The sequence below is a fragment of the Lentilactobacillus rapi DSM 19907 = JCM 15042 genome (assembly GCF_001436255.1).
Lineage (GTDB): Bacteria > Bacillota > Bacilli > Lactobacillales > Lactobacillaceae > Lentilactobacillus > Lentilactobacillus rapi.
This window is the reverse complement of the sequence record NZ_AZEI01000076.1, coordinates 512977-533506: the sequence shown is the minus strand read 5'-3', so window position 1 is coordinate 533506 and position 20530 is coordinate 512977. Positions and strand designations below refer to the sequence as shown.

18 protein-coding genes, 8 tRNA genes and 1 other annotated feature are annotated in these 20530 nt (G+C 41.8%); of the genes, 16 read left to right on the top strand and 10 right to left on the bottom strand.

The annotated features are described in order from the left end of the window. The first annotated feature begins 71 nt into the window (after positions 1 to 71). The 10 genes from FD12_RS10810 (at position 72) to FD12_RS10765 (ending at position 2794) form a co-directional block, all read left to right on the top strand. Positions 72 to 146: transfer RNA gene (locus FD12_RS10810), tRNA-Asp, on the top strand. Positions 147 to 204: 58 nt separating this feature from the next. Beyond that, positions 205 to 277, top strand: a tRNA-Phe gene (locus FD12_RS10805). Positions 278 to 282: 5 nt separating this feature from the next. Further along, a tRNA-Tyr gene (locus FD12_RS10800) sits at positions 283 to 365 on the top strand. Between the two features lie 4 nt (positions 366 to 369). After that, positions 370 to 440: transfer RNA gene (locus FD12_RS10795), tRNA-Trp, on the top strand. A gap of 14 nt (positions 441 to 454) precedes the next feature. After that, positions 455 to 527: transfer RNA gene (locus FD12_RS10790), tRNA-His, on the top strand. A 7-nt stretch (positions 528 to 534) separates the two neighbouring features. Then, positions 535 to 606, top strand: a tRNA-Gln gene (locus FD12_RS10785). 19 nt (positions 607 to 625) lie between these two features. Next, positions 626 to 696: transfer RNA gene (locus FD12_RS10780), tRNA-Cys, on the top strand. Positions 697 to 740: 44 nt separating this feature from the next. Beyond that, positions 741 to 826 (top strand) — tRNA-Leu (locus tag FD12_RS10775). A gap of 203 nt (positions 827 to 1029) precedes the next feature. Continuing rightward, positions 1030 to 1467: a transposase family protein gene (locus tag FD12_RS10770; protein ID WP_056983109.1), complete on the top strand. Its 438-nt coding sequence runs from the start codon at positions 1030 to 1032 to the stop codon at positions 1465 to 1467. Next, on the top strand, positions 1439 to 2794 hold the full coding sequence (locus FD12_RS10765) for a transposase (RefSeq protein ID WP_338034272.1): 1356 nt from the start codon (positions 1439 to 1441) through the stop codon (positions 2792 to 2794). The genes FD12_RS10770 and FD12_RS10765 overlap by 29 nt, the downstream gene beginning before the upstream one ends. A 100-nt stretch (positions 2795 to 2894) precedes the next feature. On the opposite strand, the gene tnpC is transcribed toward FD12_RS10765, so the two are convergent. From tnpC to FD12_RS10740, 5 genes are all read right to left on the bottom strand, one after another. After that, complete coding sequence (tnpC, locus tag FD12_RS10760) at positions 2895 to 4430, bottom strand: IS66 family transposase (RefSeq protein WP_056983105.1); 1536 nt, start codon at positions 4428 to 4430, stop codon at positions 2895 to 2897. A 163-nt stretch (positions 4431 to 4593) separates the two neighbouring features. Continuing rightward, positions 4594 to 4878, bottom strand: a complete 285-nt coding sequence (gene tnpB / locus FD12_RS10755; protein ID WP_054747673.1) for an IS66 family insertion sequence element accessory protein TnpB — start codon at positions 4876 to 4878, stop codon at positions 4594 to 4596. Further along, entirely contained in the window at positions 4871 to 5050 is a 180-nt protein-coding gene (locus tag FD12_RS10750; protein ID WP_054747675.1) for a hypothetical protein, read from the bottom strand. Before FD12_RS10750 ends, tnpB begins: the two co-directional genes overlap by 8 nt. A 481-nt stretch (positions 5051 to 5531) precedes the next feature. Next, a complete protein-coding gene (locus FD12_RS10745; RefSeq protein ID WP_056983104.1) occupies positions 5532 to 6269 on the bottom strand; it encodes an amino acid ABC transporter ATP-binding protein in 738 nt (245 codons plus the stop codon). After that, positions 6266 to 8413: an amino acid ABC transporter substrate-binding protein/permease gene (locus FD12_RS10740; RefSeq protein ID WP_056983102.1), complete on the bottom strand. Its 2148-nt coding sequence runs from the start codon at positions 8411 to 8413 to the stop codon at positions 6266 to 6268. The genes FD12_RS10745 and FD12_RS10740 overlap by 4 nt, the downstream gene beginning before the upstream one ends. Before the next feature lie 627 nt (positions 8414 to 9040). Here FD12_RS10740 and FD12_RS10735 point away from each other — a divergent pair. Genes FD12_RS10735 through FD12_RS10720 form a run of 4 tightly spaced genes read left to right on the top strand, consistent with a single transcriptional unit; the run spans position 9041 to position 12768 of the window. Beyond that, positions 9041 to 9880: a MetQ/NlpA family ABC transporter substrate-binding protein gene (locus FD12_RS10735; RefSeq protein WP_054747677.1), complete on the top strand. Its 840-nt coding sequence runs from the start codon at positions 9041 to 9043 to the stop codon at positions 9878 to 9880. A 12-nt stretch (positions 9881 to 9892) separates the two neighbouring features. Then, positions 9893 to 10915: a methionine ABC transporter ATP-binding protein gene (locus FD12_RS10730; protein WP_054747679.1), complete on the top strand. Its 1023-nt coding sequence runs from the start codon at positions 9893 to 9895 to the stop codon at positions 10913 to 10915. After that, positions 10912 to 11574 carry a methionine ABC transporter permease gene (locus FD12_RS10725; protein ID WP_054747681.1) on the top strand — a complete coding sequence of 221 codons (663 nt, stop codon included), beginning with the start codon at positions 10912 to 10914 and terminating at the stop codon, positions 11572 to 11574. Before FD12_RS10730 ends, FD12_RS10725 begins: the two co-directional genes overlap by 4 nt. Positions 11575 to 11598: 24 nt before the next feature. Beyond that, positions 11599 to 12768, top strand: coding sequence for a pyridoxal phosphate-dependent aminotransferase (locus FD12_RS10720; RefSeq protein WP_056983099.1), 1170 nt, complete (start codon positions 11599 to 11601; stop codon positions 12766 to 12768). 292 nt (positions 12769 to 13060) lie between these two features. On the opposite strand, the gene FD12_RS10715 is transcribed toward FD12_RS10720, so the two are convergent. The 5 genes from FD12_RS10715 to FD12_RS10695 all read right to left on the bottom strand — a co-directional run bounded on the left by FD12_RS10715 (position 13061) and on the right by FD12_RS10695 (position 18383). Beyond that, a complete protein-coding gene (locus tag FD12_RS10715) occupies positions 13061 to 14113 on the bottom strand; it encodes a matrixin family metalloprotease (RefSeq protein ID WP_054747724.1) in 1053 nt (350 codons plus the stop codon). 76 nt (positions 14114 to 14189) lie between these two features. Continuing rightward, the gene (locus FD12_RS10710; RefSeq protein ID WP_056983096.1) at positions 14190 to 14510 is read right to left on the bottom strand and encodes a hypothetical protein; all 321 of its coding nucleotides are present in this window, start codon (positions 14508 to 14510) and stop codon (positions 14190 to 14192) included. An 18-nt stretch (positions 14511 to 14528) separates the two neighbouring features. After that, a complete protein-coding gene (locus FD12_RS10705) occupies positions 14529 to 15821 on the bottom strand; it encodes a Y-family DNA polymerase (protein WP_056983094.1) in 1293 nt (430 codons plus the stop codon). A 583-nt stretch (positions 15822 to 16404) separates the two neighbouring features. After that, positions 16405 to 17232, bottom strand: coding sequence for a 2-keto-4-pentenoate hydratase (locus FD12_RS10700; protein ID WP_054747683.1), 828 nt, complete (start codon positions 17230 to 17232; stop codon positions 16405 to 16407). Between the two features lie 280 nt (positions 17233 to 17512). Beyond that, positions 17513 to 17749 (bottom strand) — a binding site (T-box leader). A gap of 67 nt (positions 17750 to 17816) precedes the next feature. Beyond that, a complete protein-coding gene (locus FD12_RS10695; RefSeq protein ID WP_054747684.1) occupies positions 17817 to 18383 on the bottom strand; it encodes a sugar O-acetyltransferase in 567 nt (188 codons plus the stop codon). Between the two features lie 238 nt (positions 18384 to 18621). Here FD12_RS10695 and FD12_RS10690 point away from each other — a divergent pair, with 238 nt between their 5' ends. Both FD12_RS10690 and FD12_RS10685 read left to right on the top strand, forming a co-directional pair. Next, positions 18622 to 18891: an ACT domain-containing protein gene (locus FD12_RS10690; protein ID WP_054747686.1), complete on the top strand. Its 270-nt coding sequence runs from the start codon at positions 18622 to 18624 to the stop codon at positions 18889 to 18891. A gap of 9 nt (positions 18892 to 18900) precedes the next feature. After that, the gene (locus FD12_RS10685; RefSeq protein WP_054747688.1) at positions 18901 to 20244 is read left to right on the top strand and encodes a PFL family protein; all 1344 of its coding nucleotides are present in this window, start codon (positions 18901 to 18903) and stop codon (positions 20242 to 20244) included. Positions 20245 to 20530: the final 286 nt, after the last annotated feature.

The window sequence follows — 20530 nt, the reverse complement described above, 5'->3', positions numbered from 1 at the left end:
GGAGAGCATCTGCCTTACAAGCAGGAGGTCACAGGTTCGATCCCTGTATCCTCCATTTTCATAGCAACATTGGTTCGTTGGTCTAGTTGGTTTAGGACGCCTGCCTGTCACGCAGGAGATCACGAGTTCGAGTCTCGTACGAACCGTTGTTATGTATTTGAAAATTGAATACACAACACAAGTATTATTATCATGATGGTAAATGGCTCGGTAGCTCAGTCGGTAGAGCAATGCATTGAAGCTGCATGTGTCGGCAGTTCGATTCTGTCCCGCGCCATTCATGGAGGGGTAGCGAAGTCTGGCTAAACGCGGCGGACTGTAAATCCGCTCCTTCGGGTTCGGTGGTTCGAATCCACTCCCCTCCATCATAGGGATATAGTTTAATGGTAGAACTACGGTCTCCAAAACCGTCGGTGTGGGTTCAACTCCTACTATCCCTGTTAATAATATTATGGCGGTATTGGTGAAGTGGTTAACACATCGGTTTGTGGATCCGACACGCGTGGGTTCGATTCCCACATACCGCCCTTTGATTGGGTTATAGCCAAGTGGTAAGGCAACAGACTTTGACTCTGTCATGCGCTGGTTCGAATCCAGCTAACCCAGTTGGGTTAGCCAAAGTTATGGCGGTATAGCCAAGTGGTAAGGCAGAGGTCTGCAAAACCTTCATCGTCGGTTCGAATCCGATTACCGCCTTTATCCATTTATTATTGGCCAATCATAGAGTATTATATTGTTATGCCGGAGTGGCGGAACTGGCAGACGCGCTGGACTCAAAATCCAGTGTCCGTTAAAGGACGTGTGGGTTCGAACCCCACCTCCGGTATTAGATAGCCACTAACAAAGTAAGAGAAACGTTGAATTATCAACGTTTCTCTATTTTTTTGATTACTAATATTTTGAAATAATTATTATTATAAGGTAAGCACTAAATAGGTTCTTTCCAATATTGTGTGGAATTTTCAACTTCATAGTATAATTACTTTAAGGAAAAAGGACGACGCCTCGGTTAAAATGGAGTTGATCACAATGGAAGAACTAATCGGTCAATTAGATGCCAACCTGAAAGTAGATAATTTACAAATCAATCACCAAACCATTGAGTTTTGGATTCATTCTAAAAATTCTGAGTCACCGTGTCCTAAATGCCATCAATACTCACAGAAAATCCATGGGCATTATATTCACACAATCCAAGACTTGCCAATCCAGGGGAAAACCGTATATCTTCATATTAACGTGAAACGATTTCAATGCACTAACCCACAGTGTTCAGTTAAAACATTTGGCGAATATTTTAAATTTTCGGAGCCGAAGGCTCAGAAGACCAAGCGATTAGTTGACACAATTGTTGATCTATCGCTTGATAAGAGTTCTTTGACGGCTGTTTATGATTTTCACCAAATCGGCATCAAAGTAAAAAAGAGTAGCCTCTGTAATTATCAAAAAAAAAATTCCAGTAATTGATTATTACAGCCATTATCATGTTTGTGTTGATGATTTTGCGCTCAAGAAACGTTACCGGTACGCGTCAATTCTTGTGGATATAGACACCGGCAAGATCATTGATATTATTGAATCTAGAGATAGTACCGATGTGAGTCGATGGCTTGGAACGTTCAAAAATATCAACTTGTTTTCTCGTGATGGATCTCTAACATACTCCACAGCGATTACGGCAGCTTTCCCCACTGTGGAACAAGTCTCAGATCGCTATCATCTGATTGCACGATTGATTGATTTGGCCCAAGGAATCATTTATCGCCAAATTCCCGCGAAAGTTCCAGTCCTCATATCAGATAAAGAATATCAGAAATTCGAAGATTTCTTATTGTACGCAACTCGTAGAGATAAGATTCTGTATGTTCGCGATTTATATTATCATCAACGAATGACGCAAACAGAAATCCGTATGAAGACCGGTTTTAGTATTAAATTGATCAAAAAGTACGTTACCATGCTGGATTCAGAGATTCCCGCTGACAAAATGCTTGCGCGTGAGAAAATTCATGATGACAATACCAAACAGAAGCAAAAGCAAATCGACTATGTGCGGCAATTACGCGCACGAGGAAAATCATTGGCCGATATCGAAGGGATCACCAACTATACGCAGGCGAGGATTAAACGATATCTTGATCCCCATACAACTGCGAATAAAGCAACTTATGGTGCTGATATTCCAGGTAAATTACGTCCTTATCGACAGGAAGTATTAGAATTGCGGAAACAAGGTAAAAGCTACGCTTTAATTCATCAACAAATTACCAAAGATGGATATACCGGCACAGTTGATGCCATCAGAGGCTTTATGGCACGTCAAAGACGGCTCCAGAAGCAACTTGATAGCAAGTATATTGGCAAGTCAATTGAGATTATTGAGCGTCGTTGGATTATCAAGTTACTCTTCTTTCCATTACAAGAAGTTCCGGTTATTACGAGGAAGTTATTGGATGGACTATTTACTGAGTATCCAATGTACCGTAAAATATATGATTTGGTTTGGGACTTCCGAACGATCTTAAAAAATAAAGATGATTCAAAACTCTCCGAATGGTTAAATACTGCCAAGCGAAATTTTGAGTCATCTTTTGCGTTACAATCTTACCTCAAAGGTATTGAAAAGGACGAATCAGCAGTCCGCATGGCTTTTAAAACCCACTTTAGCAATGGGTTAGCGGAAGGGAGCGTAAATAAAGTCAAAACATTAAAGCGAAAAATGTACGGCCGTTGTAGTTTTGACCTACTGCGAAAGAAAATTTTACTGATTGAGCAAAGAAGTCTCGTCACATAACATTGGAAAGAACCACTAAATAACTGGACGTATTCAAAAGGGCATTCAAGCATGTTATTCTTCAAATAACACAATCGAATGCCCTTTAAGTTTTTTGCCGTTAAGCAGCACAGCTTTGCTGTACCTTTTTAGCCCATGGTAAATAAGCCTCTAGCTCCTCGTCAGTTGGGAATTCTCCTAACTGAGGTAAGTAGGTGAACAGATAGATTAAGTATTTTTTGAAATCTAAATGATTGGCGATAGCCGTTTCGAATAGGCCTAAGAAGAGAGCGTTAGCTTTGGCTCCGCGCTGACCGGTACTAAAAAGCCAATTTTTACGACCAATGACCGAAGTCTTGATACTTCGTTCGGCAATATTATTACTAATGGCCACCCCAGGATCGTTCAAAAAGACCTCTAGTTGTTCACGCTGGTTCACCATGTAAGTATAAGCGCGTCCCAACTTAGACTTGTTAATGGGGTTAGTTTCACTCATTAGCTGCCATATACTATCGACAATTGGCTTGGACTCTCGTTGTCGAATCTCTAACAACTGTTGTGGTGAAAAGCCCTGAGCTTTTCGTTCGATCGCAAATAGTTGATCGAATTTTTTGACAAATTTACGGCCAAGACTCTTTTGACTCTCGATTCCGTTGGCGCCATCCACAAATTTTCGTCGTCCATGCGCCCAACAGCCGGCCCGCCGAATCTTTGGCGGAATGTGATTGTAACCTGCATAGCCATCACAGACGAGAGTCCCACTGAAGTCTTCGTAAATTGCCCGAGCCACTTTTTCACTTCGAGAAGGATCATAATGAAAATGGACGATCGAAGTAGCCGCGTTAGCGGCGGATCGCATTTCCCATAGAAATGATTTAGAGGTTGGCGATTTCCCCGGTTCTCGTAAAACCTGAATCGGCGTTTCATCACCATGTATATACTGTTGTCGTTTAAGCGTCTTGAAAAGTAACTGATCGACTAACGCAACCCGCTCTGATCCATAAATTACCCAATTACTTAAGGTGGCTTCGGATACTGATAATCCCAATCCTTTTAACCTTCGTCGCTGACGATAAAGTGGTAGGGCTAATTCATATTTATTGGCAATAATTGTTGCGACTAAATTTTCTGAAGCCAAACTATGGGCTATGAATGCTTGTGGAACAGTTGCTGAAACAAATTGGTCGCCATCGTAATTGACGTCCTCTGAACAATGTTGGCATTTGCCAACTTCCTGGTACCGACGAACTATGTATGCTTGAGCTGGTTGGAGATGAAATTTGTCTCCAATCAACCGTTTAAATATCTGATAAGCATTGCCACAATTGTGGCAATTATGTTCAGCTAACTTAATCAGCTCTTCTTTTATCGGGAGGTCTTTCGTGATTTTCGCTTTTTGACTTTGCCTTTTCTTTTTACGAACTGTGACAATTTTGATTTGTTCTCCAGTTGACTCTGGTTCTTCGAAAACACCATTACTGGCGTCGTCAAATAAAGAGGTTTGGCCATCGTCAATCGTTTTTTCACTTGAGTGACCATATAATTTGTTGCGAAGATATTTTACCTGCTCAGTCAAAATTTGGTTCTGCCGAATAAGCTCTTCAATTTGAGCTTGTTGACTGGCATTAATTTTTTTAAGCTCCTCAATGATATCCATTGATCTCACCACCTCAGTTGGTTTTCAATGATCATATCATGAAGTTTGGGCCTTGACTATACCTTTTAGAAAGGTTAACGGAGCGAGACTTTCAATAGATATTGCCTGGTCTAACTCGATGAACCGATGGTTCAATCGTCAGCCCAGTTAGTAACCATCTTAGCTACTGATTTGTTAATTGACGGACTTCCACTGCGGTTCTCGGCCATTGTAAATGTCCTGATTCATAACGTTTGTAAAGTAATACAAAACCATCACCTTCCCAATAGATAGCTTTAAATCTGTCTTTCCGTGTTCCACAGAATAGAAATAATGCGGGTGAAAATGGATTTAAGTCGAATTGATCTTGGATGATTGTTGCTAACCCATCAATTCCTTTACGTAAATCTGTTTTGCCGCAAACCAAATAGACTTTATCTAATTCGGTAAAATTGAGTAATTTAGGCACCCGCCATCAGCTCCTTTAGAATTATCTTCAATATTTCTGGCTGGGCATTATTAAAGATATTCAAGTTTTGCTTGTTGACGGTTAATTGACAAGCCAGTTGATTTCTATTGGGATCATCAATGTTTGTACTTTGTAGTTTTTCAGTGGGTACCGGTACAATGGTCTTTTCCATAAAGAATCACCTCATATTAATTGATAATTCTATGGTACTCAAAAAGGCGCCTACGAAGTAGACGTCCAGTTATTTAGTGCTTACATTATAAGAATTAATCGTTGAATAGGACAGTAGCTGTATTAAGTGGCGAATAGTAAAAGCCAATTTCTAACGCTCAAATGGCTTCTCAAACTGGTCTATTACAATCCCTGAAAGCACTGTTATCATCTCATCATTCCACTGCCACACCCACGTTCAACTCGGGTCGGTTGCTGCGCATGAGAGTTATGGTAACAGTAATGGCTGACTCCAGCAGCACCACAACCGAAAGTTAGAGCTGCCGCGCAAGTAATTAGAAACTTCATTTCAATCACTTCCTTTAAAATTTGAAATGCTATCTTTGTATTCATTTTAACATACGTACTCAGTTTCAATTCAGTTCAAAAGAAAAAAGCTTGGACGACAATAATGCCAATCCAAGCTTTTAATGATTTAAACGTTAAACATTTAAAATCTTGTTCAAGAAATCCTGTAATCGTTCGTTTTTTGGATGCTCAAACATTTGATCAGGGGTACCTTGCTCTAAAATTTGGCCATCATCAACGAAAACCACTCTGTCTGCCACTTCCTTGGCAAATCCCATTTCATGGGTAACCACGATCATCGTCATTCCTTTTTTGGCCAGATCCTTCATAACAGCAAGAACATCGCCAACCATTTCTGGATCAAGGGCGGAAGTTGGCTCATCAAATAGCATAATATCCGGGTTCATAGCTAATGCCCTGGCAATTGCAACTCGTTGCTGTTGGCCTCCTGAAAGCGATTGAACGGTTGCATCAAATTTTTCTTCCAGGCCAACTGTCTTCAACAATTTCTTTGCTTGAGCCGAAGCCTGTTCCTTAGTTTCCTTTTTCAATTCAACTGGGGCCAACATAATGTTTTCACCGACGGAAAGGTTGCTAAACAAATTAAAATGTTGGAAAACCATACCGATATTTTCACGAACCGTGTCGATATCAACACCCTTGCTGGCAATGTCAACGTTATCAATGACAATTGAGCCGGATGTTGGTTCTTCCAGGCGGTTTAAAGCCCGGAGAAGGGTACTTTTACCTGAACCCGAAGGACCAATGATCACAACCACTTCATTTTCGTTAACGGTTAAATTGATGCCTTTTAGGACGTTATTTGTCCCAAAGGTTTTGACTAAATTCGTAACTCTTAATTTTTCACTCATACCTTAGTTCTCCTTTGTACCCAATTCGATAGCCAGGTAAGTAATGTAATAATGATCAAATACATAACGGCAACAATCGTCCAAACTTTGAATCCTTCCAAGTTTCTTGCGATAATAATCTTACCGGTTTGAGTCAATTCTAGTAACCCAATAATTGAAAGAATCGAAGTATCCTTCAACGTAATAATAAATTGATTAATGAAAGATGGGATCATAATTCGGATTCCTTGGGGCAAAATGACTCTCCGCATTGATTTCCCAAACGGCAGGCCCAAACTTCTTGCAGCTTCCATTTGCCCAGGATCAACGGCTTCGATTCCTCCCTTAACAAACGCGGCAATATAAGCACCTTCGTTAAAGGTCAAGGTTACAACACCGGCAATGAATGCAGGGATCTTTGTGCCGGTCAAACTCGGAATTCCAGTATAGATAAACAGGGCGAGTACTAGTAATGGCATTCCCCGGAAAATATAAATCAATGTGGATGAGACGCCATTACTAAACTTGCTTGGAACCACACCCAATAAACCAACGATCACGCCAAAAATAGTGGCAAAAAAGATTGAAACGACAGTTAACCACATCGTTTCTGACAAACCAGAAAGCAGAGCCCCTTGATTTTGCTTGATCAGCCCAAAGAATGAACGAGAGCCAGCGTCATCGGCAGCTGTTTTGGCAACCGAACCATTATCATCAGTTCCCAAGTATTTGGCTTTGATTTTATCGTACGTGCCACTTGCTTTTAAATCCTTAAGACCAGTGTTAAAGGCTGCTAGTAAGGCTTGATTATGGCCTTTTTTAACTGCGAAGCCATAGGGCGCACTTTCAGCGGGCTTGGTCACAATCTTTAATTTGGTTCCCTGCTTGATCGCGTACTTCATAACTGGATGATCTTCGAAGCAGGCAACCGAATTACCCGTTGTCACATCTTGGTACATATTATTGGAATCATCAAAAGTGACTGTATGGAAGCCATATTTTTTCTTAATACTATTTGCGTAATCGGCGGCGCTGGTTCCTGTCTTGATCGCAACCCGCTTACCTTTCAGTTGGGAGAGCTTGGTGATCTTACTATTTTTACCAACGGCCATGACAACGCCTGACATAAAGTAGGGCTGTGAAAAATCAAATTTGGCTTTTCGCTCATTGGTAATTGACATTCCAGAAATGACACCATCAAGTTGGCCAGATTCAACTGCTTGAACAGCTGCGTTAAAGCCCACTGGTTTAATCTTCACTTTGAATCCCTGCTCATTGGCAATTGCTCGAATGAGATCCATATCAATACCAACATATTTATTATGCTTGTTTGCAAATTCAAATGGTGGGAAGGTGACATCTGTTCCAATCGTGAAGGTTTTGCCTTTCACCTTTGGATTGGTCTTATTACCTAAGTACTTACCAACGATTTTGTCGTAGGTTCCATTAGCCTGAATTTTTTTGAGACCTTGATTGAACTTTTTGCGAAGCTCAGTATTCTGGCCTTTCTTAACTGCAAAACCATACCACCCAGTATTAGCCGGTGAGGAAACAATCTTTAGTTTGAGTCCCTGCTTGATGCCATATTGCATTACCGGTTGATCTTCGAAACAGGCAACTGAATTCCCAGTGGTGACGTCTTCGTACATATTATTAGAATCATCGAAGGTAACGGTTTTAAAGCCGTACTTCTTTTTAATGCTATTGGCATAGTCTGCGGCAGCAGTTCCGGTCTTTAGTGCAACTCGTTTACCCTTGAGCTGCTTAAAACTTTTAATGTCGCTGTTTTTACCGACTGCCATTACCACCCCGGTTTTATAGTAGGGCGTTCCAAAGTCAAACTTGGCTTTTCTTTCAGGGGTAATCGTCATTCCGGCGATCACACCATCAAGCTGACCTGATTGAACTGACTGGACGGCCGCATTAAATCCAACCGGCTTAATATTTACTTTGAAGCCTTCTTCTTTGGCAACAGCATTCATAATATCGATATCGATTCCCACGTATTTATTTTGCTTGTTCGCAAATTCGAATGGTGGGTAAGTGACATCTGTTCCAATTTGATAAGTCTTTGCTTGAGCAGTCACCGTTGATTGGACCAGACAGAAAAGCAGGCCAACCAGGAGTGCAACCCAACCCAAAGACTTGAAAATCTTTTGCTTCATGAAGAATCCTCCTTGTTTATGTAGGTGAGTGGAGCCAAGCTGATAAGAACCACTACGTTAGTTTCCCATTTGGATAGTCAAATTTAAAAATGGCGAACGCTTAACTGACGAGCAGATTTCTGCTTGACCCAATCACCCTTATGTAACAAAACATTACATTTAATACAATAATGTGAATATAATACCAGATTTTAGCGATTCTGTATACTCCCGGAGAATGACAAATGTGCCGTGATTGCTATCATATCAGTGATTTAAGCAACTATCACGATCTGAAAATGAAAATTAGATTAAAAAATTATTGACATTTACCAATCGTTTCTTCATAATGTAAACCATTAACTTAAGAGATGAGTACCTGAAACAACCGAGTACAGAGAATCATCGAATGCTGAGAGATGAATCGGAACCTTTGGGGAATATGGTCTTTTAAGAATTTTAACTAAGTGGGTAAGCAATTATTGTAAACCGGCTTCGGGATTGCCCGTTACAGCAAGTTATGAGTGAGCGTGAATGTCATGCTTAACGAGGTGGTACCGCGGCTATGTCGTCCTTTGTCAAATTAATTTGATGAAGGACTTTTTTTATGGTTAATTGTTGGAAAACACATGAGGAGGAGCATTTATTATGAGAAGAAATACAAAGTGGTTGATTGGTTTAGGTGTTGTGGTCGTGTTATTTGTTGGGATTTTTGGAATCAGTAAATTTGCATCCGGTGGTTCAGCCAGCAATAAAGTTAAAACCGTGACGATCGGGGTTGCCCCAGGACCTTATGGTGAGATGGCAACCGATGTCATTGGACCGTTATTAAAGGATAAAGGATTCCAAGTTAAGACCAAGGAATTTAATGATTATGTTCAACCAAACAAGGCATTGAATTCCGGTGAAATTGATGCCAACTTGTTCCAACACACAGTTTATTTAAAGACATTCTCAAAGGCTAATCATTTGAAGCTTTCTGCGATCGGCAAGACACCAACTTTGGGCATGGGAATTTATTCGAAGAAAGTGAAGTCAATTAATGATTTAAAGGCGGGTTCAACCGTTTCAATCGCCAACGATCCATCAAACTTGGCCCGGTCACTCCAACTGTTGGCTGCCAACCATCTGATTACCCTTAAAAAGGGCATTAATGTTGCCACTGCCAGTTTAAGTGACGTTGCCTCAAATCCTAAGCACCTTAAGTTCAAGACGTTAGACGCCGCTCAATTGCCACAATCACAAAGCAATGTGACCGCCGCTTTGATTCCTGGTAACTTCTCATGGAACGCGAAGTTGAAGCCAAGCAGCGCCCTTGTTTTGGAAAACTTAAAGCCTGAGTACCAAGAAGTCTTTGTGGTTCAAACCAGCAAGAAAAATTCCAAGTTTGCTAAAGCTGTCAAATCAGTTCTTAGCAGCAGTAAGTTCAAAAAGGCGATCGCCAATTCTAAATTTAAAGATTTCCAAAAACCAAGTACCTGGAACTAGTGGAGGGATTGCATGAGTCAGATTGAAATCACAAATGTATCGGTCAAATTTGAACAGAAAAATCGAACGATTGATGCCGTTAAAGACGTTTCCCTCAAGATTGAAGACGGAGAAATATACGGAATCGTCGGTCTGTCTGGTGCAGGAAAGTCGACCTTGGTTCGAACGATCAACGGGCTTCAGAAGCCAACTCAAGGAACCGTTATGGTCAATGGTGTTGATATCACCAAAGCCAACAAGAAAACGTTGGCCGCATCCAGAAAGAAAATTGGGTTCATTTTTCAGAACTTTAACTTGATTAATAACCGGACGATCGGTCAAAATATTGCCTTCGCGCTAAGTGCCGGTGGTTATCCCGAGAAGAAGCAACCAGAGAAAATTATTGAATTATTATCGATGGTTGGCCTTCAGGATCGTAAAGACAATTATCCAGGGCAATTGTCTGGTGGACAAAAGCAGCGGGTTGGAATTGCCAGGGCGTTAGCTAATGATCCTGATATTCTGCTTTGTGACGAAGCAACGAGTGCCTTGGATTTGGAAACGGCCGAAGAAATCATTACGATCCTAAAAGATATTAATGAGCGGCTGCACATTACCATTGTTTTCATCACTCACCAATTAGAAGTTGCCAAGAACTTATTTGATCGGGTGGCCGTCATGGAAAATGGTGAGATTGTTGAACAGACAACCGCGTACAAGCTGTTCGCCGATCCAAAATCGAATATGGCTAAACGATTGGTTAACCGTTTCTTGGATGAACAATTGCCCGACGAAGTGAAGTATCGACTGAGAGATCAGCCTGGCGTGATTTTAACTTTGAAATATCAGGGTGACGATTCGCTTGATCCTGTGATTACTGAAATCTCTGGTCGTACTGGGGTGTCGATTAGTATTCTTCAAGGTCGAATTGAGTATATTCACTCTAATGCCATTGGTGTGCTGGCGGTCTTTATTACCGGCGGTCAAAATGCCATTTCAAAAGCAGTTCAGTTATTTACCGAGAAAGTTGATATGGTCGAGGAGGTGTCACGATGAAGGAAACCATTCAAATTTTACAAGAAAATTTAGGCCAATCTCTGTGGGAAACCTTTGAGATGGTGCTGATTTCTGGCGTGATTGGGATCGTGTTGGGCACCTTAATTGGCCTCATCCTGTATTATTATTCCAATCGCTTGTTCTCACCACGGCCGGTCGTGAATGCGGTCGTTGGGTTCATTATTAATGCGATCCGCTCGCTGCCATTTTTGATTTTAATGGTTGTCTTGATTCCGTTCGCTAAACTGTTGGCAGGAGATCCTTATACTCCAATGGGTGGGGCGGTATCGCTCACGGTTGCTGCTGTTCCGTTCTTCGCCAGAATTGCCGAAAGTGCGTTTGCTGAGATCGATCAAGGGATTATTGAAGCAGCCCGATCGACTGGGGCCAATTTCTGGTTGATCTTTCAGGAAGTTTTATTCCCCGAAGCGTTGCCGTCATTGATTCGAGGAATTGTGCTGACAATTATTAGTTTGATTGGGTATTCCGCAATGGTCGGGACGATTGGTGCTGGGGGAATCGGTAACTTGGCAATCCAATTTGGATACAATCGTTATGATACCGGCGTCTTGATTAGTGTTATTGTTATCTTAGTTATTATTGTTCAGATTATTCAGTGGATTGGCGACTGGTTAGCTGTTCATTATACCCGTGGGTAATTTGAAAAAATTGGAGGAATCACTGTGAAGTTTGAAGAATCAAAGGTATTGCAAAATTTGCCGAAACAATTTTTTGCCACATTGGTTAAAAATGTCAATGCAAAAATTGCGACTGGTGCTGATGTGATTAATTTGGGACAGGGAAATCCCGATCAACCAACTCCGGATTTTATCGTTAAATCGATGCAAGAGGAGACTGCCAAGCCTGCTAATCACAAGTATTCTCAGTTTCGTGGCGACCCAGCATTAAAAAAAGCTGCCGCCGACTTTTATCAGCGGGAGTATGGGGTTTCACTTGACCCAGAGAAGGAAATTGCCATTTTGGGCGGCTCCAAAATTGGGTTGGTCGAGCTGCCGTTTGCGATTTTGAATCCTGGTGACACGATGCTACTGCCAGATCCTGGCTATCCGGATTATATGTCGGGGGTTTCTTTGGCTCAGGTAAACTTGGAGTTAATGAGGTTAAAGGAAGCTAATAACTTCTTGCCTGACTACACTGAGCTGGATCAAAATGTTGTTGATAAGGCAAAGTTAATGTATCTCAACTACCCGAATAATCCTACTGGGGCAGTTGCCACGCCTGAGTTCTTCCAACGAACAGTTAATTTTGCTAAAAAAAATAAAATTGGGGTTGTTCACGACTTTGCCTATGGGCCAATTGGCTTTGATGGGAAGAAACCGGTTAGTTTCTTGCAGACGCCGGGTGCTAAAGATGTCGGCATTGAAACTTATACCTTCTCTAAGCCATTTAACATGGCCGGCTGGCGCATTGGGTTTGCGGCAGGGAATGCTGACATGATTGAAGCAATCAATTTAATTCAGGATCATTTATTTGTCAGTGTCTTTCCTGCAATCCAAAAAGCTGCGATTACAGCCTTGAATAGTGATCAGCACACGGTTCGGGATTTGGTTGCCCTTTACGAAAAGCGCCGCAATCAGTTCTTCAAGGCAGCTCGGTCAATCGGTTGGGAACCATATCATTCCGGTGGCTCTTTTTATGCGTGGATGCCAGTGCCAAAGGGATACACGAGTGAATCGTTTGCGGCCCTGCTCCTTGATAAAGCAGCCGTTGCCGTTGCACCCGGCAATGGCTTTGGTGAAGGCGGCGAAGGCTATGTCAGAGTGGGCTTGTTGATCGATGAGCCCAGGTTCACGGAGGCTTGTCAGCGGATTGCGAAGCTGAATTTATTTTAGAATTTAGAATCAAACAATTAAATACGAATATACAAAGATACAAAGACTGGAGACTGGGACATATATTAATTTTCAATCGATGATCATTCACTTGGATCGTCCTAGCCACTTGGATAAAAGCTGCGCCAAACGGCTGATCCCGGCCATTTAACGAAAAGAACCAACTATTCCAAAATCAGGAATAATTGGTTCTTTTCGTTAAATTCTGGGATCAAAACGCCGATTGTCCCAGTCTCCGGATCTTTATATATCATGATCGTTTTGGTGAGGCACATCTGGATCCACGTTATTTTTACCAATACCCAAGGATTTTTGTTAATTTGGCGCGATTTAAATCACGTTCCGATATCTTTGCAATCTCTGTTCCATCCAAGCCAGTTGAAGATTTAACGACCGGCTTTTTCCACGTATATTTGGCAATGACATTGCCGCCGCTATCTTGCGCATACATCAAGTCTTCTTGATAACCCGTGTGGTCCAGCCCCAGCGTGTGTCCCAACTCGTGGGCGATAACGCCTGTCCAATATTGGTCAATTGAAATCTGGGAGGCTAATTTTTCATCCATATAACCGATTGGGTATTTCGGATCAGCAAAATGTGATTTATCCACATAAATTGCCTTGCCGTTATAAAGCCCATCCCAATCTTCTTTAGTGCCATTACCAAACTGAATTGTCAGGGTATGGTTAGCCTTGGTCCCCATTTTGAACACAGTGGTTTTCAATGCGTCGTTCCATTTATTCATGGCATTTTGCGCATAACCGGTTAGCTTGTCAGAAGCCACATAAACGGTAGCTTGATTATCCTTAAACATGGACCGCGGAGAGAAATGCATGACGTTATAGCCAAGATCAAAGACGCTTTCGTGGTCAGTATAGTTAATTTTTTTGAGACTCCGAATTTGACTATCCGGATTCATATCCGGGGCTTCATTGATGAGCTTAACAAGGGATTTTTGGGACATCGGTTTTTCTTTCGTCGCCGATGTTATTGAAATGGACTTAAGATAACCATGCCAAATGTATCCCCGGACACTTTTGGAGCGATTGTTAACGTAGTAGTAAACGGCTTTTTTCCCGTTAGCCTGCTTAACAGTGACTCTTTTTTGAGCGTAGAAGGTTGTTCGGGGATAGTTTTTGGCGTTATGTTTGATTTTGGTTAACGTTGCATTGCTGTAAATGTAACCTTTGCGTGCGTGATAAGCCTTAACGGGCATTTTCTTTTCACTGATCACTTTTGCGGACTGCGCCTTTGCATCTACAGTCGTTGTGGCCTGCGAAGTGAGGATGGCCCCAAATGAAAAGGCGGCAATTAGTAGTAGGAATTGATTCTTGAAACACGTCATAAACGCGGCTCCTTTCAAATGCTCAAGCATTATTAATAAATATATCATAATTATATCGCCAAAGCGCTTATGAGGATTAGTAATTATGCCCATGTACCTTATCCGTCGTAATTTCTGCGGTTGGTTCCACGAGGTGTGACGTATCCCGATACTCGATTCTGAGATTGCTTTCTGCCTTTAGATCGGCTAAAACTTGTTTGTATTTAGCCTCATCATGGACCAATGCCAGTAGTTCATGAGAATGCAGCAATTCCGTGCCGATTTTGCGATTATATAGGAAGAAATAATATTTATCATTGAAATGATTATTCACAATGACCAACCAATAAAGATTTCGCGGGAGCCTTTTAAAATAGTGATGATAAGCTTCGATTAATTTTCTTGATTCTGCCAACATCTTTAATTACCTTCAATCTTAAGCTTGATGGCCGCCAACTAAGCCAGCGCGGTCGATGGCGGTACCACCCTTTGTTTTAGACGATGCTCGGATTAGTGCTTTGTAGCCATATTTTTTTCGGATTGCATCAATTGTATACTCCAGCTTTTCATGATCTAACGTTTGGGTAGGATCTTCAAAAATATTAAATTGCGTTTGCCGCTTCTTGGAAATTCGATTGCATCTGACCCCAACTGAGCGAACGGCGCTGCCATCCCACTTTGATTTCAGTAAGTAACGAACCGCAAATGCAATACTGTCAGTGGAGTTGGTGGCCTCAACGTGCATCTGAGCTGAAAAGTGCGTGCGACCCTGTTTATCGGTAGTGGCCATGCCAATATAAATGCCCACAACTTCTGCGACGACGTTATTCTTGCGCAGGCGGGTAGCAACTTGATCGGCCGTTTCACTGAGAACGGTTAGGAGCTCCGATAATTCAGTATAATCCCGCATCAAAATCTGTGAGTTACCGTAACCTTTGTTATCAGAGCGAGGGAGGTATTTTTTCTCAATCTCTGAATAATCAATTCCCCAAGCATGGTAGTATAACTGTTCGCCCATGATGCCAAACTTCTTTTTGAGCTCTTTAACGTCTGCATGGGCCAGCTCTTTGACGGTATAAATGCCCATGTAATTTAATTTGGCGGCTGTGTGGCTGCCAATTCCCCACATGTCTGCCAAGTTAGGAATTTTCCAAACGGTGTTAGGGACATCATCGTAGTTCCAAGTTGCCAGCCAAGGTTCTTTTTTCTTCGCGGCGTTATCGAGAGCCAATTTAGCAAGGAGCGGATTTTGGCCAATCCCCACTGTTGTAATAATTCCGGTCTCTCGAAAGACACGTTCCTGAATTTTTTGAGCAATTTGAATGTTGTTACCAAATAATTTGTGACTATGACTGACATCAATGAAGCTTTCATCAATAGAGTAGGGGTACCAATCCTTGTCATCAGTAAAATGCCGATAGATTAAGTTAATTCGGTAATTGAGGGCAACGTAATCTGCCATATGAGGTTCAACCATTTCGATATCCATGTGATCGTTAATTTCAAATCTCCGTGAACCTAATTTAACGCCGTAGTTTTGCTTGGAGTAGGGACTAGCGGCGAGAATCAGGCCGCCGGAGGACTCCTCACGGCTCATGACGGCAATCTTGGCGGCAAGGGGATGAACGCCGCGCTTAATTGCCTCGGTGGACGCAAAGAAAGACTTACAATCGATGCACATAATGTCGTGAATAGGAAGAATATTTGAGTTATCAAGAGGTGTCTGCATGTGACTCACCTTCGGATATTTGTAGGAATAACTAAATAATACGAACATTTGTTTGCATTGTCAAGAGGTGAGTGTGTGTAGCAAAGCGCCTAGAAACTGGAGTATAAGTCTCCCCAAGCGGAAATTCTTGGTTTTGAGAATTTTGGCTTGGGGTGCTTATACGGAAGTTTTTGCTTTGCGGAGCACTATTACTCTATATAGTGGAGAAATATTCAGTTTAGGGTTTAAACTAGTGCAGATTTCTGCTTGGAGGAGCGGTCCTAATCTATGTTGCCTAAAAATAGAACATAAGTCTCCCCAAGCGGAAATTCTTGGTTTTGAGAATTTTGGCTTGGGGTGCTTATACGGAAGTTTCTGCTTTGCGGAGCGGTCCTAATCTATGTTGCCTAGAATTAAAAGTGAGATTGTCGGAGATCTTTTTAGGCGGCTTATGATGGTGTGTAAGACTTCCCAATTCAGTTTCAGAAGCCACAAAAAAGCCACCCGCAGTTCTCGTCCCGCAGGTGGTCAATCATTTCATTTTTATCAATTATCAATCAATTTTAAGTTGTAGTAGTAATAATGAATATCATCAATTTTGGAACTAGTCGCCAGTAACGTTCAAGAACACGGCTCCAAGTCCCTTGTCAAAGGTTGCTTTCCAAGTGCCTTTAGTAAGATTCTCGGGTAGGAGGAAGGTACCACTAGATACGCGTTGGCCGGCAGTAAGTGGCATGCCTTGTGATTCAAGCTTTTCAACCAGCCAATGGAGTGAATTTAATGGATTGCCAAGGACTTCTGATGACGCGCCGTCCTTTAACTTCTTACCATCATGGAATAACTCACATTTAACATTGGCTAAATCGTCGACGTTATCAAATAATAAATCAGCATCCATTTCTTGACCATAAACAACGAAGCCACCGACGGCCGCATCAGACATGACCATATATTTGGATAGGCTTGGGAACCAGTCACTGAAGCGTGAATCGGGAACCTCAACGGCTGCGGCGACTTTCGTTTTGTGTAGTAAATCTTCTAAAGAATCTTTACTGCTAAGATCCTCTTTAGCCGTGAATAACATTTCAACTTCAGCCAGTGGTTCCATCAATTCAGCCCTATGTAGTGTGACAGGGGATTGAACAAAATGACTCTTAACTTGGGCGCCATATAGTGGTGAATCAGAATCAAACATATCCTGCGTTTGTTTACTAGTTAACGAAACTTTATAACCACCGACCGTTTCGTTTTTTAACGCCGTTAACTTCTTTTGCACTCGGTATGCTGAATCCTCATCAGTGACAACGCCATCATAGTCAGATTCTTTTAATGGTTGATGGGTTTGATAAGCGTGGAATAAATCTTTTGCTAATTTAGTTTCTTTTGCTGATAATGTCATAGTTGCTTGTTCTGTCATAAGCGTGACCTCCATAAAATTTATATTAAGTCTGTCCTCGCTCCCTTACTTACTGAGTGGGGACAAACAAGTGACGTGAAATATGTGTATGTTGCTATGTTAAGTAATGCTATGTGGGATGTTGATATGTCGCTAAACCGATGTGAATAAACTTGGCGCTCTAAGTTACTAATCTGGCCTGGATTTTCGTTAGAGGTGCTAATCTCCGATTTCATCTGTCCTCACCACCTTTTGTAAAATATATCGCATTAAATCCAAAAGAAAAAGCGTCCTCAATTATCCATTAACGGATAATTAAAAGGACGCTTATGCGCGGTACCACCTTAATTCGTAATCCTATCGCTAGAATTACCTCATACGTACAGCTTTCGCGATACGCTGACACAATAATGGGTGTACCCAATGTGACCTACTCAATCATTTGGTCGCACAGCTCAGAGATGATAATCATTTAAGATTGCGAATTGCTTCACACCAACCAGCAACTCTCTGATCGCAATTGTTAAATGAATTTTCTCTTCATTGCTTTTTAATTTGAATTTAATGATTGGTAATAACTTACACCCTGATATTCTGATTGTCAACACTAATTTTAAAAATTATTCTTTAACGGGGTTCTGCCGTAAAACGCGGGCAGGGTTGCCAGCAATAATAACATTGTCACCAAATGATTTGGTAACAGTGGAGTTTGCGCCAACGATGACGTTATTGCCGAGGGTAACGCCGGGAAGAATGACAGAGTTGCCACCGATCCAAACATCATCGCCAATTGTGACCGGCTTACCCAAACCAACAAATTGAGCACGCTCAACTGGATCAAGGGGATGATAAGCTGAATAAATTTGAACGTGAGGGGCCATCATACAGTGATTGCCAATTGTGACGGGGGCAATATCCAAAATGACGTTATCATAGTTGCAAATAAAGTTGTCGCCGACATGAATATTATAACCAAAGTCACACCTGAAATTGGGTTGAATCCAAGGACTCTTGCCAACTGAACCAAATAATTTCCGAATCAATTGTTCTTTTTCAGCACTGGCTGTGTCATCAAGTTCATTCATCATTTTACAAAGCCGCCGAGCCTTGGTTTCATCTGCGGCAAGTTCGGGATCCATGACGAGATATGGCTCGCCTGCCAAAAATTTCTCTTTCTCAGTTGCCATTATGGTACCACCTTTTTACTAAATTAATGAAAGTATATCATTTTTTATCAGTATAAATCATATTTGTGAAGATTTATTAGGACCAATTTAAAAACAAATTGATGGCCTGAGGGATATCGGGTAGAATGGTGAGAAGAGATGGTTGCCTAACGGAAGCGTTGACAACAGATAATCGCTGATTCCAGGTTACATATACTTTAGTCACTTCATTGTCGCTTAAACGAAAGGAAAGATATCGATGAAAGCAGTCGTTACAGTAATTGGGCATGATCAGGTTGGAATTGTTGCAAAAGTTTCTCAAAAATTAGCAGAATTAAAGGTAAATATTACTGATATTTCGCAAACATTAATGCATGGCGACTTCACCATGATGTTAATGGGAGAATGGGATGACTCGGCCGTTAATTTTGAGACGGTTAAAGAGGGCCTTGAATCATTAGGCAAGGAAACTGGCCTGGATATTCATATTCAACGACAAGAATTATTTGATGCTATTCAAAAGCTCTAGGAGGTCACAATGGAAACCAAACAAATTTTAGATACGATTCAGATGATCTCTGAAGAAAAATTGGATATTCGAACCATTACAATGGGAATTTCACTGTTTGACTGTATCGACAGCGATGGGGATAAGGCCCGCCAAAAGATTTACGATAAATTAACGACCAGTGCGAAAGATTTGGTGAAAGTCGCTGATCAAATTGAGTCTGAGTATGGGATTCCGATTGTGAACAAACGAATTTCGGTCACGCCAATTTCAATGATCGCAGCCGCTTGCCATGATGATAACTATGTTGCATACGCTAAGACGATGGAAAAGGCTGCCGAAGTTCTGGGCGTCGATTTGATTGGCGGTTTCTCTGCATTGGTTCAAAAGGGTTATCAAACCGGTGACAAGAAGCTGATTGCCTCAATTCCTCAAGCACTGAGTGAAACAAAACGGGTCTGTGGTTCGGTTAATGTGGGTTCAACCCGGGCAGGAATCAATATGGACGCTGTTAAACAAATGGGTAGAGTGGTTAAAGATCTGGCGGCAATTGATCCAGTTAGTTGTATGAGTTTGGTCGTCTTTGCGAACGCTGTTGAGGACAATCCTTTCATGGCCGGTGCCTTTCATGGCGTTGGTGAAGCTGATAAGGTGATTAATGTCGGAATTAGTGGCCCAGGAGTGGTTAAGCGCGCACTGGAAAAGGTAAAGGGCGAGTCAATTGATATCGTTTCTGAGACAATTAAAAAGACCGCATTCAAAGTCACAAGAATGGGTCAATTTGTGGGGAATGTAGCTGCTAAAGCACTTAACGTGCCGTTTGGTATTGTTGACCTGTCGCTAGCACCGACTCCAAGTCAAGGCGATTCAGTTGCTGAAATCCTGGAAGAAATTGGCTTGCAAAGTGTTGGGGCACCGGGAACAACCGCTGCCTTAGCCTTGTTAAACGATGCGGTTAAAAAGGGTGGCGTCATGGCCTGCGAACACGTTGGTGGCTTGTCAGGCGCATTCATTCCAGTATCTGAAGACAGCGGCATGATTAAAGCTGTTGAACACGGCAACTTAAACCTCGAGAAATTAGAAGCAATGACGGCGGTTTGTTCAGTTGGCCTGGATATGATTGCGGTACCGGGCGATACACCCGCGGAAACCATTAGCGGCATGATTGCTGATGAAGCTGCTATTGGGGTTATTAACAACAAGACAACCGCGGTTCGGGTGATTCCGGCGACTGGCAAGAAGGTCGGCGAACAGATCGACTTTGGTGGTATTTTTGGTTACGCTCCCGTAATGCCGGTTAATACAAATAGTCCAGCTCAATTTGTCAATCGGGGCGGCCGGATTCCAGCTCCAATTCATTCGTTTAAAAACTAGTAGGTGCGAGTTCCTGTTAGGTAGCGTATCAATTCACGATGGGTAGTAACTTAACGGCTGCTGATTTGTCGACTATTCAGCTGGACGATGTTTAGAATCCAAAGAGATTGAGAAGTTGATCAAGGGGATTAAGTGAAAAAAGTAATGCATTCTGGTTGGATGCATTACTTTTTTTCTTAAATGGCGGCGGTCAGCCGTTTGTCGCAAGTTTTATCAATGTCAGATCAGAATGGAAAACTAAGTTGCATTTATAAATAGTTTATCGACTAATTTTAGATTGTTTTGC

Bases quoted from the DNA above. Each gene is read 5' to 3' on its own strand.
- FD12_RS10770 (WP_056983109.1), top strand. From the start codon at position 1,030: ATGGAAGAACTAATCGGTCAATTAGATGCCAACCTGAAAGTAGATAAT.
- tnpC (WP_056983105.1), bottom strand. From the start codon at position 4,430: ATGGATATCATTGAGGAGCTTAAAAAAATTAATGCCAGTCAACAAGCT.
- FD12_RS10750 (WP_054747675.1), bottom strand. From the start codon at position 5,050: ATGGAAAAGACCATTGTACCGGTACCCACTGAAAAACTACAAAGTACA.
- FD12_RS10745 (WP_056983104.1), bottom strand. From the start codon at position 6,269: ATGAGTGAAAAATTAAGAGTTACGAATTTAGTCAAAACCTTTGGGACA.
- FD12_RS10740 (WP_056983102.1), bottom strand. From the start codon at position 8,413: ATGAAGCAAAAGATTTTCAAGTCTTTGGGTTGGGTTGCACTCCTGGTT.
- FD12_RS10735 (WP_054747677.1), top strand. From the start codon at position 9,041: ATGAGAAGAAATACAAAGTGGTTGATTGGTTTAGGTGTTGTGGTCGTG.
- FD12_RS10730 (WP_054747679.1), top strand. From the start codon at position 9,893: ATGAGTCAGATTGAAATCACAAATGTATCGGTCAAATTTGAACAGAAA.
- FD12_RS10725 (WP_054747681.1), top strand. From the start codon at position 10,912: ATGAAGGAAACCATTCAAATTTTACAAGAAAATTTAGGCCAATCTCTG.
- FD12_RS10715 (WP_054747724.1), bottom strand. From the start codon at position 14,113: ATGACGTGTTTCAAGAATCAATTCCTACTACTAATTGCCGCCTTTTCA.
- FD12_RS10710 (WP_056983096.1), bottom strand. From the start codon at position 14,510: ATGTTGGCAGAATCAAGAAAATTAATCGAAGCTTATCATCACTATTTT.
- FD12_RS10705 (WP_056983094.1), bottom strand. From the start codon at position 15,821: ATGCAGACACCTCTTGATAACTCAAATATTCTTCCTATTCACGACATT.
- FD12_RS10700 (WP_054747683.1), bottom strand. From the start codon at position 17,232: ATGGAGGTCACGCTTATGACAGAACAAGCAACTATGACATTATCAGCA.
- FD12_RS10695 (WP_054747684.1), bottom strand. From the start codon at position 18,383: ATGGCAACTGAGAAAGAGAAATTTTTGGCAGGCGAGCCATATCTCGTC.
- FD12_RS10690 (WP_054747686.1), top strand. From the start codon at position 18,622: ATGAAAGCAGTCGTTACAGTAATTGGGCATGATCAGGTTGGAATTGTT.
- FD12_RS10685 (WP_054747688.1), top strand. From the start codon at position 18,901: ATGGAAACCAAACAAATTTTAGATACGATTCAGATGATCTCTGAAGAA.